General features: G+C 71.1%; 15 protein-coding genes. 10 read left to right on the top strand and 5 right to left on the bottom strand.

What is annotated here, in order from left to right; all coding sequences use genetic code 11:
* Positions 1 to 69 precede the first annotated feature (69 nt).
* Positions 70 to 1,140, bottom strand: coding sequence for a succinyl-diaminopimelate desuccinylase (gene dapE / locus K3N28_RS20550; protein ID WP_228094636.1), 1,071 nt, complete (start codon positions 1,138 to 1,140; stop codon positions 70 to 72).
* A 39-nt stretch (positions 1,141 to 1,179) separates the two neighbouring features.
* On the opposite strand from dapE, the gene K3N28_RS20555 reads away from it, so the two are divergent.
* Both K3N28_RS20555 and K3N28_RS20560 read left to right on the top strand, forming a co-directional pair.
* Positions 1,180 to 2,109, top strand: coding sequence for a DapH/DapD/GlmU-related protein (locus K3N28_RS20555; RefSeq protein WP_228094637.1), 930 nt, complete (start codon positions 1,180 to 1,182; stop codon positions 2,107 to 2,109).
* A 162-nt stretch (positions 2,110 to 2,271) separates the two neighbouring features.
* On the top strand, positions 2,272 to 2,640 hold the full coding sequence (locus K3N28_RS20560; protein WP_228094638.1) for a YbjQ family protein: 369 nt from the start codon (positions 2,272 to 2,274) through the stop codon (positions 2,638 to 2,640).
* 253 nt (positions 2,641 to 2,893) lie between these two features.
* Here K3N28_RS20560 and K3N28_RS20565 read toward each other — a convergent pair whose 3' ends face one another.
* Entirely contained in the window at positions 2,894 to 4,030 is a 1,137-nt protein-coding gene (locus tag K3N28_RS20565; protein ID WP_228094639.1) for an Mrp/NBP35 family ATP-binding protein, read from the bottom strand.
* An 88-nt stretch (positions 4,031 to 4,118) separates the two neighbouring features.
* Between K3N28_RS20565 and K3N28_RS20570 the strand changes: the two genes are divergently transcribed.
* Positions 4,119 to 4,958 (top strand): PhzF family phenazine biosynthesis protein, encoded by an 840-nt coding sequence (locus tag K3N28_RS20570; protein ID WP_228094640.1) that lies wholly within the window; start codon positions 4,119 to 4,121, stop codon positions 4,956 to 4,958.
* A gap of 121 nt (positions 4,959 to 5,079) precedes the next feature.
* Here K3N28_RS20570 and amrA read toward each other — a convergent pair whose 3' ends face one another.
* Complete coding sequence (gene amrA / locus K3N28_RS20575; RefSeq protein ID WP_228094641.1) at positions 5,080 to 5,682, bottom strand: AmmeMemoRadiSam system protein A; 603 nt, start codon at positions 5,680 to 5,682, stop codon at positions 5,080 to 5,082.
* A gap of 356 nt (positions 5,683 to 6,038) precedes the next feature.
* Here amrA and K3N28_RS20580 point away from each other — a divergent pair, with 356 nt between their 5' ends.
* Both K3N28_RS20580 and K3N28_RS20585 read left to right on the top strand, forming a co-directional pair.
* Positions 6,039 to 6,938 carry an SDR family NAD(P)-dependent oxidoreductase gene (locus K3N28_RS20580; protein ID WP_228094642.1) on the top strand — a complete coding sequence of 300 codons (900 nt, stop codon included), beginning with the start codon at positions 6,039 to 6,041 and terminating at the stop codon, positions 6,936 to 6,938.
* A 76-nt stretch (positions 6,939 to 7,014) separates the two neighbouring features.
* The gene (locus K3N28_RS20585) at positions 7,015 to 7,677 is read left to right on the top strand and encodes a vitamin K epoxide reductase family protein (RefSeq protein WP_228094643.1); all 663 of its coding nucleotides are present in this window, start codon (positions 7,015 to 7,017) and stop codon (positions 7,675 to 7,677) included.
* 48 nt (positions 7,678 to 7,725) lie between these two features.
* On the opposite strand, the gene cysC is transcribed toward K3N28_RS20585, so the two are convergent.
* Positions 7,726 to 9,273: an adenylyl-sulfate kinase gene (cysC, locus tag K3N28_RS20590; protein WP_374209847.1), complete on the bottom strand. Its 1,548-nt coding sequence runs from the start codon at positions 9,271 to 9,273 to the stop codon at positions 7,726 to 7,728.
* A gap of 651 nt (positions 9,274 to 9,924) precedes the next feature.
* On the opposite strand from cysC, the gene ppc reads away from it, so the two are divergent.
* The 4 genes from ppc (at position 9,925) to K3N28_RS20610 (ending at position 15,062) form a co-directional block, all read left to right on the top strand.
* Positions 9,925 to 12,675, top strand: a complete 2,751-nt coding sequence (ppc, locus tag K3N28_RS20595) for a phosphoenolpyruvate carboxylase (protein WP_228094645.1) — start codon at positions 9,925 to 9,927, stop codon at positions 12,673 to 12,675.
* 140 nt (positions 12,676 to 12,815) lie between these two features.
* Positions 12,816 to 13,433, top strand: a complete 618-nt coding sequence (locus K3N28_RS20600) for a type 1 glutamine amidotransferase family protein (RefSeq protein WP_228094646.1) — start codon at positions 12,816 to 12,818, stop codon at positions 13,431 to 13,433.
* Positions 13,430 to 13,885 (top strand): MarR family winged helix-turn-helix transcriptional regulator, encoded by a 456-nt coding sequence (locus tag K3N28_RS20605; protein WP_228094647.1) that lies wholly within the window; start codon positions 13,430 to 13,432, stop codon positions 13,883 to 13,885. Before K3N28_RS20600 ends, K3N28_RS20605 begins: the two co-directional genes overlap by 4 nt.
* Before the next feature lie 340 nt (positions 13,886 to 14,225).
* A complete protein-coding gene (locus K3N28_RS20610; protein WP_228094648.1) occupies positions 14,226 to 15,062 on the top strand; it encodes an RNA methyltransferase in 837 nt (278 codons plus the stop codon).
* A gap of 191 nt (positions 15,063 to 15,253) precedes the next feature.
* Here the strand turns inward: K3N28_RS20610 and K3N28_RS20615 are convergent, their stop codons facing one another.
* The gene (locus tag K3N28_RS20615) at positions 15,254 to 16,126 is read right to left on the bottom strand and encodes an arylamine N-acetyltransferase (RefSeq protein WP_228094649.1); all 873 of its coding nucleotides are present in this window, start codon (positions 16,124 to 16,126) and stop codon (positions 15,254 to 15,256) included.
* Between the two features lie 182 nt (positions 16,127 to 16,308).
* On the opposite strand from K3N28_RS20615, the gene K3N28_RS20620 reads away from it, so the two are divergent.
* Positions 16,309 to 17,142 (top strand): metal-dependent hydrolase, encoded by an 834-nt coding sequence (locus tag K3N28_RS20620; RefSeq protein ID WP_228094650.1) that lies wholly within the window; start codon positions 16,309 to 16,311, stop codon positions 17,140 to 17,142.
* Positions 17,143 to 17,185: the final 43 nt, after the last annotated feature.

Genomic DNA, 17,185 nt, shown 5'->3' on the forward strand with positions numbered 1-17,185 from the left:
TCCGCTTCCACTCGTCGCTGTGGGCGACGTCGAGCAGATGCTCGTCCGCGGTGACGCGGCGCTTCAGGGTCATGATTCCTCCACATAGGCTCGCAGCGCGTCCGCGCAGGCGCGGATGCGCGGGATCTCGACGCGTTCGTCCTGCTTGTGGGCGAGGTTCGGGTCGCCCGGCCCGAAGTTCACCGCAGGGATACCCAGAGTGGCGAATCGTGCCACATCGGTCCAGCCGAGCTTGGCGCGGAACTCGCCGCCCGCGGCCGCGACGAAGTCGGCCGCTTCCGGCCGGTCCAGGCCCGGCCGGCACGACGGCGCGGAGTCGGTGATCGCGAGGTCGTAGCCTGCGAAGACCTCGCGCAGGTGCGCTTCGGCGGCGGCCTCGTCGCGGTCGGGCGCGAAGCGGAAGTTCACCTCGACCCAGCATTCGTCGGGGATGACGTTCCCGGCGACGCCGCCGCCGATGAAGACCGCGTTCAGCCCCTCGCGGTAGGCGCAGCCGTCGACCTCGACCTCCCGGGCCCGGTACGCGTTCAGGCGCTCCAGGACGGGCGCGATCCGGTGGATCGCGTTCTCGCCCTTCCAGGACCGCGCCGAGTGGGCCCGCTTGCCGCGGGTGCTCACGCGCGCCCGCATGGTGCCCTGGCATCCGGCCTCGACCAGGCCGTACGTCGGCTCCAGGAGGATCGCGAAGTCGGCCGCGAGCAGTTCGGGCCGCGTCCGCGAGAGCTTGTTGAGCCCGTTGTGCTCGGCCTCGATCTCCTCGCAGTCGTAGAACGCGAAGCTCAGGTCGAACTTCGGGTCCGCGACGGTGGCCGCGATCCACAGCGCCAGCGCGGTGCCGGACTTCATGTCGGCGGTGCCCAGCCCCCACAGGACGTCGCCGTCGAGGCGGGTGGGGAAGTTGCCGTTGACCGGGACGGTGTCGAGGTGCCCGGCGAGCATGACGCGCCGCTCGCGTCCCAGGTCGGTGCGGGCGACGAGGGTGTTCCCGATGCGCTCGGTCGTCAGGTGGTCCAGGCGCTTGAGGGCCGTCTCGACCTCGTCGCAGATCTCCGCCTCGTGCCAGGAGACCGACTGGATGTCGCACAGGGCCCTGGTCAGCGCGACCGGGTCGGCGAGGACTGCCTCACTCAGAACTGTCACATCCGCAGACGATACCCGGCGCGTGGATAGGCTTTTCGCATGAGTGATTTCCTGACTGACGGAGCATGGGGCGTCGGCGTGGCCACGGTCGCCGCCGACGGCACGGTCCTCGACGTGTGGTTCACCCGCCTGGGCCTCGGCGAGGCCCCGAGCGGGGTCGACGCGCCCGAGGTCGACCGGGTCAACCCGACCGGGACCACCTCGAAGGGCGTGTCGATCGTCGTCAAGTCCCTCGCGGACGAGCCGGTCGACACCGCGGACGTCTACCTGCGCCTGCACCTGCTCTCGCACCGCTTCGTCATCCCGCATTCGGTCAACCTCTCCGGCATCTTCGGCCTCCTGCCGAACAACGCCTGGACCAACTTCGGCCCGGTCCCGGCCGACGCCGTGAACGACGCCCGCCTGCGCCTTCGCGGCGAGGGCCGCATGCTCGAAGTGAAGTCCCTCGACAAGTTCCCGCCGATGGCCGACTACGTGACCCCGCCGGGCGTGCGGATCGCCGACGCCTCCCGGGTCCGCCTGGGCGCGCACCTCGCCGAGGGCACCACGGTCATGCACGAGGGCTTCGTGAACTTCAACGCCGGGACGCTCGGCAACTCGATGGTGGAGGGCCGCATCTCCGCCGGGGTCGTCGTCGGCGACGGCTCGGACATCGGCGGCGGCTCCTCGATCATGGGGACGCTCTCCGGCGGCGGCAAGGAGGTCATCTCGATCGGCGAGCGCTGCCTCCTCGGCGCGAACGCCGGCATCGGGATCTCCTTGGGCGACAACTGCGTCGTCGCCGCGGGCTGCTATGTGACCGCCGGTTCGAAGGTGACGCTCCCCGACGGGCAGGTCGTCAAGGCCGCCACCCTCTCGGGGAAGGACGACCTGCAGTTCTGGACGAACACCCAGACCGGCGTCCTGGAAGTGCGCCCGCGCTCGGGCACGTGGGGCGAGCTGAACGCCGCCCTCCACAGCTCGCAGTGATCGTCCGAACAGGCCGACTCGCATAGGATTCTCGGGCCGGGGCCCCGGTGACGCCGGGGCCCGACTCATCCTTCCCGCCTAGTACCGGAGTGCTAGACGCGACGAGGAATCTGGTTCTCCGGACCCATGCGCGACCCCGCCGACTCGAATACCGTGACCTGCATGGACAGAGTTGGAGAGTTCGGCGCCGCCAATCCCACCGCTTCGGGGTTCGTGGTCGTGACCACCGAGAACGTGCCGGGCTACGAGGTGCTCGACACCCACGGCGAGGTCTTCGGCCTCACCGTCCGGTCCCGGAACTTCTTCTCCGACGTCGGCGCCGGCTTCAAGTCGCTCCTCGGCGGCGAGCTCAAGGGCCTCACCAAGGCCCTCGCCGCCTCCCGTGAGGAGGCGCTCACCCGCATGGTCGAGCAGGCGAAGATGCTGGGCGCCAACGGCGTCGTCATGATGCGCTTCGACGTCTCCGACGCCCGCGACATGGGCACCGAGGTCTGCGCCTACGGCACGGCGGTCACCGTCCGCAAACGCTGACCCCAGGCGTCGCCGGGGCGCCACTGCAGCTTTATCAGGGAAACCGGGAAACGAGCGGCGGCCCCGAACTCGCGAGTTCGGGACCGCCGCTCAACTTCGTCGCACCCAGCTGCCATCGTCGCGAACGGGGTCCTCCGGACGCCCGTTGCGCAGACCGGTGTCGTACTCGGGCTGAATGCCCGTCCGTAGACCGCACGGGCCGCTCAGCGCCATGGCCGCGCCGCCGTCAGCGCTTCGACGTCGCCGACCCGGCTCAGACCGGGCTCAGGCCCAGCTGCTTGCCCGCCAGCGACACCTTCCGCACCGCCAGCTGGTCCGCGATCGCGCGGATCGCCCGCGACGCCTCGCAGTCGGGGTCCGAGAGCACCAGCGGCACCCCCGCGTCCCCGCCCTCGCGCAGCTTCGGGTCGAGCGGCACCTGACCGAGCAGCGGCACCTCCGCGCCCACGTCCCGCGTCAGCGCCTCGGCGACGGTCTTGCCGCCGCCGGAACCGAACGGCTCGATGTGCGACCCGTCCGGCATCACCATCCAGGACATGTTCTCCACCACACCCGCGAGCTTCTGGTGGGTCTGCGTGACGATCGCCCCGGCCCGCTCCGCCACCTCCGCGGCGGCCTGCTGCGGCGTGGTCACCACGACCAGCTCGGCCGTCGGCAGGAGCTGCGCCACCGAGATCGCGATGTCGCCGGTCCCGGGCGGCAGGTCGAGCAGGAGCACGTCCAGCTCACCCCAGTACACGTCCGCGAGGAACTGCTGCAGCGCCCGGTGCAGCATCGGGCCGCGCCACACCACCGCCGTGTTCCCCGGCGTGAACATCCCGATCGAGATGACCTTCATCCCATGCGCCTGCGGCGGCATGATCATGTCCTCGACCTGCGTCGGCGCACCCTCGACGCCGAGCATCCGCGGGATCGAGTGCCCGTAGATGTCCGCGTCGGCGACGCCCACCGACAGGCCCTTCTCGGCCATCGCCGCAGCCAGGTTCACCGTCAGCGACGACTTCCCCACCCCGCCCTTGCCCGACGCGATCGCGAACACGCGGGTGCGCGACTCGGGCAGGTTGAACGGGATCACCGGCTCGGCGTTCGCGCGGCCGCCGCGCAGCTTGGTCTGCAGGTCGCCGCGCTGCTGCTCGCTCATCACCCCGAACTCGAGGGCCAGCTCCGAGACCCCCTCGACCCCGTCGACGGCGGCGGCGATGTCCCGCTGCAGCGTGTCGCGCATCGGACAGCCCGCGACGGTGAGGAGAATCTTCAAGGACAGGCGACCGCCGTCGACCTCGACGGTGTCGACCATGCCCAGCTCGGTGATCGGGCGGCGGATCTCGGGGTCGTTGACGTGCGAGAGCGCTTCGTGCACGGCCTCGACGACGGCAGCGTTGTCAGACATGACTCAATCGTAACCACGCATTTCGGATCGCCAATGTGAGCGTAGCCTTACCGTGGCCGCCGCGCGCCCCGCGAGCTATAAGTGCAACATGCTTCCGTTCGCGATCTACGACGTCTTCTCCGACCGCCCCTACGCGGGCAACCAGCTCGCCGTCGTCTACGACGGCCAGGACCTCACCGCCGCCCAGATGCAGGCGATCGCCCTCGAGTTCGGCTACTCCGAGACCGTGTTCGTCCTCCCCCCGACCGCCGCCGGCGCCGACTACCTCGCCCGGATCTTCACCCCTGCGGAGGAACTCCCCTTCGCGGGCCACCCCACCATCGGCGCCGCGCTGGCCGTCGTCCAGTCCGGCCGGGTGAAGCCCATCCGGGACACCCTGGTCCAGGAATGCGGCGCCGGGCTCATGCACGTGGCGGTCGACGGCGGCACCGCGAAGCTCACCTCCACCGCGATCGCCGTCGGGCCCGAGGTCGACCGGGCGACGGCCGCGGCCGCGATCGGCCTGGAGGAGGACCGCATCCTCGGCACCCCGAAGAACGCGAGCGCCGGCCTGGACCACAACTTCGTGCGCCTCGCCGACGAGGACGTGGCCGCCGCGGTCGACCGCCCCGGCCACCTCGACAAGGTCTACGTGTTCAGCTTCGACCCCGACACGAACGCGGTGCACGCCCGCCTGTTCCACCGCGGCGTCGGCGAGGACCCGGCGACGGGCTCGGCGGCGATCGCCCTGGGCGTCCACCTGGTCGACCAGGGGCTCATCAGCGGCGACGGCAGCCACGGGTACGAGATCGCCCAAGGCGCGGAGATCAATCGCCCCTCGACGCTCCACGGCGAGGTCACGGTCTTGAACGGCGTTCCGATCTCGGTCTCGGTCACGGGCACGGCGGTGAAGGTCGCCGAGGGCAACCTGGTGGCGCTCCCGGCTTGAGGGCGCGGGGCCTCGGCTCCGGCCCGCAGTGGCGACGGCTCCTCCCGGCCCGACGGGCGGGGAGCGGCCGTGTCCGCCACTGGATCGACCAGGCCTCCCTCCGAGCCGGACCGGTGCGCGTTCATCCGTGGAACGATCGGGTCGCGTATCGTTCGGCCGCGAGGCCGTGCGGCCACGGGGCCGAACGCAGCTCGCCCGACCACAGGGGCTCCGGCCAGCGGCCCTTCCTCAGGAGCGCCGCCACGAACCGTTCCGGTTCGGGCAGGTTCGCCCACACGGACGGCAGGAACGTCGCCCGGCGGGCGCCGCCGTCCCGCAACGTCAGGCCGTCCCGGCCGGGCCGCAGCACATCGAACAGCGCCCCGAAGCCCCGCACGGCGATCGGTTCGGCGGGGGAGAGGATCGTCACGGTGCAGCGGAGCGTCTCGACCTCGGCCTCCAGCACCGGCGGCAGCCGCGGGTCCCGGGCGGCCAGCCGCGCGTTGCGCACGACGTCGAAGGCCAAGGGCCGCAAGGCGGTCAGGGTGCCGATGCAGCCGCGCAGGGCCCCGTCCCGTTCGAGGGTCACGAAAGTCGCGGCGCGCTTCGTCAACGCCGGCATGGTGGACAGGTCCGCGAGGAGAGCGGCAGTGGTCGGCGGCCGCGCCGCGAACGAGGTCGCGACCGCGTTGCGCGCCAGCGCGGTCAGCACCGGGCCGAGCGTCGGCTCCACATGCGGCTCCATCCTCCGATGGTCCCACGGGCCGAGCCACGGCCCGCCGCACCGGTCGGACCGCGAGCCCGTACGAACCGTTCGCGGCCCCGCCCGAGCCGCCGCGCCCGCCGCCCATCCGCATCGCCGTCGGGCGTCGGTGCCCGTGCAGCGGCACTCGCTTCGGAGACGCCCCGCCGAGCCTCGCGAGCACCGCAGCGCACGTCGGTGAACCGGAGCCGACCGGGCCCATGGCGCTCACCCCGACCCGCTGCGCCGCCCCGCCTTCGCGCGCAGGCGCTGCTCGCCGGCGGCCTGACGGTGTCGGTTTGCCGGTGTTCGGCCCGGCGGAGGTGTGTTCGCCCGGAGCCCCGTGAGAGACTGCCCCCATGAGTGAACCGCGCTTGAGCTCCGACTCATTCGACTCGTCATTCGACTCGACCGCCTACGCCTCCACCGGCGGCGAGAACCTCGCCGAGGTCATCGACCTGCCGTCCAACGGCGGGCAGGCGCCGCGGGCCTCCCGCGGGCGGCTGCAGGAACTCGACTCGCTCGCCGGGAAGATCGCGCTGGTCACCGGGGCGGGCTCGCCGGACGGGATCGGGTTCGCCATCGCCACCCGCCTGCGTCTGGCGGGCGCGGCGGTCGCCATCGTGTCCACCACCAAGCGGATTCACGAGCGGGCCGAGGAGATCGACGCGATCGGCTTCGTCGCCGACCTCTCCGACGAGGCCGAAGTGGGCGGCCTGGCCGACGCGGTGGGCGACGCCCTCGGCGAGGTCGACATCCTCGTCAACAACGCGGGCCTCACCTCCAAGTCCGACCCGGCCGTCGTCAAGCCGGTCGCTCAACTGTCCTATTCAGACTGGCAGTCGGAGCTGACCCGGAACCTCGACACCGCCTTCCTGGTCTCCCGCGCGTTCGTCCAGTCCATGGCCGAACGCGGCTGGGGCCGGATCGTCAACGTCGCCGCGACCACCGGCGTCGTCACCGCGGTCCCCGCCGAAGCGGCCTACGCCGCCGCCAAAGCCGGCGTCACCGGTCTCACCAAGGCCCTCGCCACCGAGGTCGTCGCCGACGGCGTCACCGTGAACGCGATCGCCCCCGGGCTCATCCGCACCGGCTCCTCCACCGTCCCCGAGCTCCAGAAGGGCCTCGACGGGCCGCTGGGCCGCCCCGGCACCCCGGCGGAGGTCGCCGCCGCGGCCGTGTTCTTCTGCGCGCCCTCGGCCTCGTACGTCACCGGCCAGACCCTCGTCGTCGACGGCGGCAAATCCCTCCGGGCCTGAACCGCCACAAGGCGGGACAAGCCTGGCCGCCGGTCCGCAACTTCCGCCTCACCGGTGTCGTTAGATTTGCATGAGCATGATTTCGACCGCGGTACCGACCGAGATGGGGGACGCGCGCATGGACGAGGCCTTCGGCGAGAACCGGCGGGAGGCCCGAGGGCGCACCGTCACCGGGCTCGTCCTGCTGCTGGGCGGGCTGGTCGGCCTCGCGGCGGCGTTCGACCTCACCTACGAGCGCATCGCCTCGCTCGCCGACCCCGACCACGTCATCTCCTGCGACTTCAACCCGGTGCTGTCCTGCGGCACCGTGATGGACACCTGGCAGGCCTCCGTGTTCGGATTCGCCAACCCGATGATGGGCCTCGTCAGCTTCCCGCTGGTGGTGTTCACGGGCGTCCTGCTCCTGGCCGGAGTGGCGCTGCCGCGCTGGATGTCGCTGCTGTTCAACCTCGGCACCCTGGGCGGGCTCGCGTTCGTGTCCTGGCTGATCTTCCAGTCGGTGTACCGGATCGGCGTGCTGTGCCCGTGGTGCATGGCGGTGTGGGCGGTGGTCCTGCCGATCTTCTGGTTCACGACCGTCCATAACCTGCGCACCGGCGCGATCCCGGTCGGGCCGGACTGGCGCGACGCCGTCGACGACCTCCTGCGCTACCACTGGATCGGGCTCACCCTGCTCTACCTCGCCGTCGTCATGATCGTCGGCACGGGCTTCTGGGACTACTGGTCCACGCTCCTCTGAGGGCGACGAAAGGCCCCGGGATCCGATCCCGGGGCCTTTCCCTTCGTCCTACGACAGCCGCATGCCCGTGGGCTCCAGCCAGCCGCCCTCGGACAGGTACTCCAGGACCTGCTCGACCGCCTCGCCCACGGTGATCTCCGTGGTGTCGATGGTCAGTTCCGCCGCCGGCGGCTCCTCGTACGGGTCGGAGACGCCGGTGAACTCCGGGATCTGCCCCGAACGCGCCTTCGCATACAGCCCCTTGCGGTCCCGCGCCTCGCACACCTCGATCGGGGTCGCGATGTGCACCAGCACGAAGTCCGCCCCGGCGGCCTCGGCCATCCGCCGCGCCTCCGCCCGGTCCGCCTCGTACGGCGCGATCGGGGCGGCCATGCCGATGCCGCCGTGCCGCGCCACCTCGGCCGCGACGAACCCGATCCGGCGGATGTTCATCGACCGGTCCGCGCGCGTGAAGCCCAGCCCGCTGGACAGGAGCCGGCGCACCACGTCGCCGTCGAACAGCGACACCGTGCGCGTCCCCTCCTCCAGGAGGGCGTCGTAGACGCCGCGGGAGATCGTGGACTTGCCCGAGCCCGACAGGCCCGTGAAGAACAGCACCAGGCCGCGCTGACGCCGCGGCGGGCGGGCCTTGCGCAGCTCCGCGGCCACGCTCGGCGGCGTGTGCCACTCAGGCAGCCCGAAGCCGCGGTCGAGCATGTCCGCGATCTCGGCCTCGCTCAGGGCGGTGCGCCGGAACGGCGGCTCGATGTCCTCGATCGGCCGCCACTGGCCGTCGCGGGTGTCGTAGGCGAGCTCGCGCGGCACCATCGCCCGCACGCCGTCGCCGCCGCCGAGCCCGTCGCGGTTGGTCATGACGTGCGTCGCACCGTACGCGGCCGCCACCTTCGCGGTCAGCAGCCCGTCGCGCAGCCGGTCGCCGCGCTTGGACAGCGGCACGGTCAGCACCGTCGCCGTCGGCAGCCGGTCCTTCGCCGCGAGCACCGAGCGCACCAGCGCCGCCGTGGGCAGCCGCAGATCGCGGTCGCCGTTCGTCTCGTCGCCGGTGGGGATCATGACCAGCACGTGCGCGGCCAGGTTGTGCGCGGCCCTCGCGAGCTGCGCCAGCTGCGGGCGGTGCAGCGGCCGGTCGGCCACCAGCGCCAGCACCCGCGGCTTCGTGTACGTGGTCTTCGCCTGGTCGGGGGTCGCGCGCAGGCCCGTGAACACGCCGTGCGCGGCGTCCGCGATGCGCCGCACCGGCCCGCCCACGCGGACCATGTCCGGTCCGAGCGGGTCGAGGGCGTGGCACTCGACGGCCGCGACCGGCGCCCCCTCGGGGTCGGTGATGCGAAGCACACGACGCTTCGGGTCGGGGTGGTCCAGCAGCCGCGCGATCTCGATCGGCACGTCCAGCGTCACCGGCACCGGCCAGGCCGTCCCGTCGGGCAGCACCCCGGTCTGGGTGACCGCCCGGGCCTCGGCCTCGCTCATGAACCCGCGCAGCGGCGCGTACGCGCCGTACAAGAGCAGTTCCAGGTCGGCCAGTTCGTGCGGCAGGGGGGTGTGGCTCGGTGCTTCGGCGAGGATCTCGTCGGGCAGTACCCAGTCAGACATCAGCGGTCGGGATCCCTTCGCAGTGAAACGTGCGGGGCGGCATCGGTATCGGTCGCATTAGGGTATGTCACCGCCCCGACCATGCAAATCTACGGCTTGCAAGCGGGCGCCGTGTACCGCAAATCTACGGCTTGCAAGCGGGCGCCGTGAACCCCGAATCCACGGCTCGCAACCAGGTACCGCCTACCGCGAATCCGCGGCTCGCAACCAGGTACCGCCTACCGCGAATCCGCGGCTCGCAAGCGGGCGCCGCGTACCGCCAATCCACGGCCTCCGCAACGGCCGGCAAAGGCCGTGCATCCCCGGCCCCCAGCAGGCCGGCGGGGGCCGCGAACCTACGGCGTGCGCGCATCCGCCGCGGCCTGACTCCACCCGCGCCGGACGATCGAGAAGCGGCGCGTCCCGCATGGCGGACTGAGAAAGTGGCGCGGCCATTACCGGTAAGTTACGCTGACCCTGCTCATCTACGGCTCCGCAAGCGGTCGCCACGGGTGCTCGTCCACGGCTCCGCAACCGAACGCCGTGGCCGCCCGCCCGCAGCTCCGCGACCGAACGCCGTGGGTGCGCTGAGCACGAATGCAGCAGTGACCGCGGACAAGGACGTCGGCGCGAGCAGCCCCTCCGGGTTTGCCCAGACCACCAGTGGAGACCTCCATGGACTACTTCGACTCCTCCAGCGGAACCGACGACAAGCAGCTCCGCCGCGACATCCGGCGCCTCGGCAACCTCCTCGGCCAGGCGCTCGTCCGCCAGGAGGGACCCCACCTGCTCGAACTCGTCGAAGAGGTCCGCGGGCTCGTCCGCCACCAGCCCGAGGCCGTCGCCTCGCGCCTCGCCCGACTCGACGTCAACGAGGAGGTCGACCTCGCCCGCGCGTTCGCCACCTACTTCCACCTCGCGAACATCACCGAGCAGGTCCACCGCGCCCGCGACATGCGCCGCTCCCGCGCCGAGAACGGCGGCTGGCTCTCGCAGGCCCGCGCCGAGATCATCGCCGAGGACATCCCGGCCGCCCAGATCGCGGCCGCCGCCGACCGCCTCGAAGTGCGCCCCGTCTTCACCGCGCACCCCACCGAGGCCGCGCGGCGCTCGATCCTCGTCAAACTGCGGAACATCGCCGACCTCCTCGACGCCGAGACCGCCGAGCGTGCCGTCCTCGGCTCCGCCGACGTCGACGCCGTCAACTCCCGCCTCGCCGAGATCATCGACCTGCTCTGGCAGACCGACGAACTCCGCGTCGAGAAGCCCGAGCCCACCGACGAGGCCCGCAACGCGATCTACTACCTCACCGACCTCTACCGGGACGCGGCCGCGCGGGTCCTCACCGACCTCAACGCGACCCTCACCGACCTCGGCGGCTCCCCCCGCCCCGGCTCGGCACCGCTCAAATTCGGCACCTGGATCGGCGGCGACCGCGACGGCAACCCGTTCGTCACCCCCGAGGTCACCAAGCAGGTGCTCCTCATGCAGCACGAGCACGGCATCGCCGCCGCCGAAGGCGCCGTCGCCCAGCTCATCAACGAACTCTCCGTCTCTCAGGCGGTCCGCCCGGCCTCCCAGGAGCTCCTCGACTCCGTCGCCGCCGACCTCGAACGCCTCGCCTCCGTCATCCCCGCCCGCTACCAGCGCATACACGCCGAAGAGCCCTACCGGCTCAAGGCCCGCGCCATCGAGGCGAAGCTCGCGAACACCCGCACCCGCCACGCCGAGGGACTCCCGCACCGGCCCGGCTTCGACTACGCGGACGGCCGCGAACTCCAGGCCGACCTCCAGGTCATGCGCGACTCCCTCGCCCGCCAGCGCGGCCAGCTCGCCGCCAAGGGCGTCCTCGACCGCGTCATCCGCACCGTCGCCGCCTTCGGCCTCCAGCTGGCCACCATGGACGTCCGCGAGCACTCCGAGGCCCACCACGCCGTGCTCGCCGAGCTCTACGACGCCACCGGCGAACTCCCGAAGCCCTACGCCGAACTCACCGCCGAGGAACGCGACGCCCTCCTCTCGAAGGAACTCTCCGGCCAGCGCCCGCTCGCGCCCGTGAACGTCGACCTCACCGATCTGAACCGCAAGACCTTCAACGTCTTCCACGCGATCCGAGACGCCCAGGAGCAGTTCGGCCAGTCCATCGTCGAGTCCTACATCATCTCGATGACCCACGAGCCCGCCGACGTCCTCGCCCCCGCCATCCTCGCCCGCGACGCCGGCCTCATCGACGTCGCCCGCGGCCGCGCCGACATCGGCTTCGTCCCGCTCCTCGAAGAGGTCGAAGAGCTCAGCAACGCCGACACCCTCCTCGACCGGCTCCTGAGCCTGCCCGCCTACCGCGCCATCGTCGCGGCCCGCGGCGACGTCCAAGAGGTCATGCTCGGCTACTCCGACTCCAACAAGGACGCCGGGATCACCGCGAGCCAGTGGAACATCCAGAGCGCCCAGCGCCAGCTGCGCGACATCGCCCACAAGCACGGCGTGCGCCTGCGCCTCTTCCACGGCCGCGGCGGCACCATCGGCCGCGGCGGCGGCCCCACCCACGAGGCGATCCTGGCCCAGCCCTCGGGCACGCTCGACGGCGCCATCAAGATCACCGAGCAGGGCGAGGTCCTCTCCGACAAGTACACGCTGCCGGCGCTGGCGCGCGAGAACCTGGAGCTGACGGTGGCCGCGTCGCTCAAGGCGACGCTGCTGCACACCGAGCCGCGGCACCAGCCCGACGTGCTGAACCGCTGGTTCGAGGTCATGAACCAGACCTCGGAGGCGTCGAAGGCCGCCTACCGGGAGCTGACGGGCCAGCCGGGCCTGGCCGAGTACTTCTGGGCCGTGAGCCCCACGGAGCTGCTGGGCGCGCTGAACATCGGTTCGCGCCCGTCGAAGCGGCCGAACACCGACGCGGGGCTCTCGGGCCTGCGGGCGATCCCGTGGGTCTTCGGCTGGACGCAGTCGCGCCAGATCGTCCCCGGCTGGTACGGCGTGGGCTCGGGCCTCGCGGCGGCGCGCGCGGCGGGCCTGGGCGACCAGATCGCGGAGATGTACGAGAAGTGGCACTTCTTCCGCAACTTCATCTCCAACGTGGAGATGACGCTCGCGAAGACCGACATGTCGATCGCGGACCAGTACGTCTCGACGCTGGTCCCGGCGAAGCTGCAGCCGATCTTCTCGACGATCAAGGCCGAGCACGAGAAGACCATCGCCGAGGTCCTGGCGCTCACCGGCGGCGAGAAGCTCCTCGACGCGAACCCGCAGCTGGCCCGGACCCTCGAGGTCCGCGACCGCTACCTCGCGCCGCTGCACCACTTGCAGATCTCGCTGCTGAAGCGCTACCGCTCCGAGGGGGAGACGGTCGACCCGCAGCTCAAGCGGGCCCTCCTCATCACCGTCAACGGCATCGCGGCGGGCCTGCGCAACACCGGCTGACCGGAACCCGAACGACGACAGGGCCGCAGCGGCGACGCCGCTGCGGCCCTGTCGCGTCCGCCGAACCGCTCACTCGAATGATTTGACAATATATTGTCAATATGACAGACTGTTGTCAATGAAGGTTGAGGAGCGGGAACATGACGAAGCACGTGCACATGGCGGTCTACGACACCTTGGCCGACTGGGAGGTCGGTTACGCGACCGCCCATATCAACGCCGTCGAATGGCAGCGCGAACCCGGCCGCTACGAGGTCCGCACCGTCGGCGAAGGGCCGGGACCCGTCCGGACCAAGGGCGGCATGACGATCACACCGGACCTCACACTCGATGAGCTCCGCCCCGAGGACAGCGCCATGCTGATCCTCCCCGGCGCGGACACCTGGCTCGCCGGAGGCAACGCGGGCTTCGCCCAGCAGGCCCGGCGGTTCCTCGACGCCGGCGTCCCGGTCGCGGCGATCTGCGGCGCGACCGGAGGACTGGCCGCCGAAGGCCTGCTCGACGACCGCCGCCACACCAGCAACGCCCCCGAATTCGTAGAGGCCTTCGGATCCAAGGGCGCCGCGCTCTACTGCGACGTCCCGGCCGTCACCGACCGCGGGCTCATCACCGCCACCGGCACCAAACCCGTGGACTTCGCCCGCGAGGTGTTCGCCGCACTCGACCTGTACACGCCCGAGGTGCTGGCCTCCTGGTACAAGCTCTACGGCCTCGGCGACCCGGCCGGATACTTCGAGCTGACGGGCGAGGCCGCATGAGCGACCGCCAGGCACTGCTCTCGGGGATGGCCCTGACCGTGTTCCGCCTGAACGGCCAGTTCCTCGACATCGCCGAAGGACTGGCCCGCCCGGCCGGCCTGACCGCCGCGCACTGGCAGGTCCTCGGCGCGGTCCTGAAGGAACCGCTTCCCGTGGCGGGCATCGCTCGCGCGATGGGCATCACCCGCCAGGCCGTGCAGCGCATCGCGGACCTCCTGGCCGCGAACGGCATGGTGGAGTACCGGCCCAACCCCGCCCACCGGCGCGCCAAACTGGTCGCGCCGACCGCGCAGGGCCTGGAGGCCGTGGAGCGGATCGGCCCCGCGCACGCCGCATTCGCCGACCGCCTGGTCGAGGCGCTGGGCGAGGACCGGGCCGCCGAGATGCACGAACTGCTGCGAGCACTCTCGGCGACCTTGGAGACCTTGGCGTCGGACCAGGACCGCACCTGATGCCACCGGGCAAAATGTCAACCGCTCGCGAAGTTATCCACAGGCTGAAAAAGAATCCTTGAGTGCGTTGACTTCTTGTGAAAAGCTTGCCCCAGTTTTGGTGTAGGTGAGGCGGTTGGTAGGGGACCGCGCGGACCGCCGAAAGACTCGGGTCGCGGGGTTGGCTCCCGCGCCCGGGCACCTGCACCAGGCCACCGCGGTAGCGAGGGCGGCCGACCCGGCCAAGGTCGGTCGCCCCCGCCACAACAAGACTTGAAGCAGCGCTTTCTCGGAGGCGTCGCCGTGGGCCCTCGTGGTAGGTTCTGGCCACGTTTCCCCCGATCACCGAGAGCGCGAGGCCATGGCGAGAGTCCTGCGGGTCAGTGTCCGGAACGCCCGGTACCAGCAGTGGGAAACCCTGCTGCACAACCGGACCAAGCGCCACCGGGCCGGATCCTTCCTCGTTCAGGGCGTGCGGCCGATCTCGCTCGCACTCGAACACCACTGGACGATCGAGGCCCTCCTCTACGACGCCGACCGCGGACGTCTCTCCGACTGGGCCCGCGGGGTGCTCGAACGGCCCCATGTCGAGCAGTACGGCGTCGCCGGGCCGCTCCTGGCCGAACTCGGCGGCAAGGACGAGACGCCGCCCGAACTGCTCGCGCAAGTGGCGATCCCGCATCAGCGGCTCGCCGACCTGGAAGTGGGCCCCGGCTGGCTCGGGCTCGTGGTCGACCGGCCGACCAGCCCCGGGAACGTGGGATCGCTGATCCGCTCGGCCGACGCCTTCGGGGCCGATGCGGTGATCGTCACCGGCCGCAACGCCGCCGACCCGTACGACCCCAAAGCAGTCCGGGCCTCCACGGGAAGCCTCTTCGCGATCCCGGTGATCAACGCCGCCTCCGCTCACGAGGTCGTCGAATGGGTCCGCAAGCAGGCCCATCCGCCGTTCATCGTCGGAACCGACGAACGCGGCGAGCGGGCGCTGTCGGATCACGACCTCCGTGGCGCCTCGCTGCTGGTGATCGGCAACGAGACCGCCGGGATGTCGAAGGCCTGGTGCGAACTCGCCGACGCGACCGCGCGCATCCCCATGTCGCCCAAGGCCGCCTCCTCGCTCAACGCGGCGAACGCCGGGTCCGTCGCCCTCTACGAGGCCGTCCGCCAACGCGCCGCCCAGGAACAGCCCGGCGCTTGAGCGGCCGGCGCCGGGGATCGAATTGCCTCGAGTGATCGGCGAGCCGCCGAATCCCGACGGCCGCTCCGCGGGGAAGGGCACCGGAACCACACCGTGGAAGGGCACTGAGCGCCGAGCCGGCCGATCAGACTGCGACCTCTCGGAGGCCATCGCCGTCCGCGTCTCTCCGGGCTGGGCGGAGACGCCCCGCGTTACCGCGACGCCGGTGCGGCGCTCTGGTCCGACTTCTCCTCGGCGAGCTTCCGCTCGTGCTGCTCCACCGCTTTCGCCCACAGGGCTTCGACTTCGGCGTCGGCCAGCGTGAGGTTGAAGGGCCCCCGCAGCAGGTCCGCGAATGCGGACCGGTCGGCGACCACGGTGACGGTCTTCCCGTCGGGCAGCGCCGGGTCGTACACGGTCAGCGTCCGCGCCCGCAGCCCCCACATGTCGCTCTCGCGGGGACTCTGCACGGTCAGCGTCTTCACGAACGGCGACTCCGGCGACGTCGACAGCTCCTCGCACTTCGCCGCGAACTCGCCGACCTGCCGTTCCTCCAGCTCGAAGTCGAACGTCAAGTTCGTGACCCGCGGGTCGATCGAACAGCGCCACACGCCGTCCTCAAGGTTCCACATCCCGAAGTTGAAGGCCCCCACCCGGTAGCTGCCGTTGCGGATCGGCAGCGGATCGCGGAAGCCCGTCCCGATCCCGGCGTCGGCCAGGTATTCCTCACCAGCCGGGAACCGCACCACCAGCGGCATGTGGTTCCACCAGTTCCCGTCGCCCTCGGTCTCGCGCGCGACCCCGCCGAGGACGCGGCGCACGTCGAAGCCCATCGCCTCCAGCGCGTGCGCGAGGACCCCGTTGTGCTCGTAGCAGTAGCCGCCGCGTCCGCCCGTGACGAACTTCGCGAACAGCGCGTCCGCCTCGAGCCGGATCGGCCTGCCCAGCTGGATGTCCAGGTTCTCGTACGGCATCGCGGCGACGTGGGCGCGGTGGACCCGGCGCAGCGCGTGCAGCGTCGGGCGCCTCGGAGCGCTGATCCCGATGCGCTTCAGATAAGCGGCGAGCTGCGAGGAGTCGAACACCCCTAGACCATAGCGCGAGCGGCAGGACCGGGTAGGGGCCGTGATCGGAGCGGTACGCGAATGATGTTGCGGGACTGATGTTTCGCCACGCCTGGGACCCCGGGTGTCGTGCCCGTGTGGGATAGTCTCTCCAATCCTCCCACTGCGCCCGCAGCAACACCGCCCTTGAAGGAGTCCCCGCTATGGTCATGGGCCCGACCCACGCCATGTCCGGCGCCGCCCTGTGGCTGGCAGGCTCGGCCGCCGCCGACATATGGTTCGGCATCGACCAGTCCTCCGCCGAACTCGTCGTCGGCACCATCGCCTGCGCCGGAGCCGCCCTCTACCCCGACATCGACTGCGCCGGCAAGGTCACCGAGAACAAGGGCGGATCCACTGTGGCCCGGTCCTTCGGTGTCGCGTCGCTCCTCGTGGCCGAAGTGGTCGAGCGCCTCTGCTACTGGTTCTACCTGCTCACGAAGTCCAAGCAGGACAAGAAACGGAAGAACGGGCACCGCACCTTCACCCACACCGCCGTCCACGCCGGGCTCGTCGGCGTCGGCACCGGGGCCCTGGCCGCCCAGTTCGGGAAACCGGCGGTCATCGCGATCCTGTTCGTGCTCACCGGTCTGGCGGTGCGCGGCCTGCTCGCCGAGACCGTCGCGAAGAAGGGCTGGGTCGTCACCACCGCCGTCGCGCTGGCCGCCTCGTACGGCATGTACCGGCTCCTGCCCGACACGCGCCAATACTGGATCCTCGGCCTCGCCATGGGGATCGGCTGCTTCATCCACATCCTCGGCGACATGATCACGAAGATGGGCTCGCCGCTGTTCTTCCCGATCCCGATCAAGGGCCGCCGCTGGAACGACATCGGCCTGCCCAACGCGATCGCCCTCCGCGCGGGCGGCAAGGAGGAGAACCGCATCCTCCTGCCGATCCTCACCGTCCTCGTCGTCATCGGCATGTTCTGGAACCTGCCCGAGGTCCAGAACCTCATCTTCGAGCAGAGCAGCAGCGGCAAGGGCGCGGCCGAATAGGCCCGCGACGGACGCGGCCGAGCCCCGCCGATCGGTCTCGGCG

Source organism: Glycomyces sp. TRM65418 (assembly GCF_019710475.1).
Taxonomy (GTDB): Bacteria; Actinomycetota; Actinomycetes; order Mycobacteriales; family Micromonosporaceae; genus Glycomyces.